The sequence below is a fragment of the Bartonella sp. TS25HLJMH genome (assembly GCF_042193505.1).
GTDB classification, from domain to species: domain Bacteria; phylum Pseudomonadota; class Alphaproteobacteria; order Rhizobiales; family Rhizobiaceae; genus Bartonella; species Bartonella grahamii.
Genome location: NZ_JBHILV010000087.1, coordinates 1 through 239, shown reverse-complemented (window position 1 = coordinate 239; position 239 = coordinate 1). Strand labels below are relative to the sequence as shown.

Below are 239 nucleotides of genomic sequence, written 5' to 3'. Positions count from 1 at the left end.
GCTGCAGTGGAAGGCAGTAAAATCACTGTTGCCAATAAGACTGGTGTGGCACGGATTATTTCTGGTGTTGCCGCTGGTACTGAAGAAACTGATGCGGTGAATTTTTCGCAATTAAAAGATGTCAAAGAACAAGTAGCAGCCAGTAGCTTCGTTAAACAGGATTCAGAAACGAAACATATCAATATTGGAAAAGAAACAGATGGTGATAAAATTGATATTGCCAACAACAAAAATGATAA

The 239-nt window shown here is 38.5% G+C and carries 1 protein-coding gene; it reads left to right on the top strand.

The annotated features are described in order from the left end of the window. The coding region (locus ACFINF_RS09375) for a hypothetical protein (protein ID WP_375620612.1) at positions 1-239 on the top strand (239 nt) is incomplete at both ends.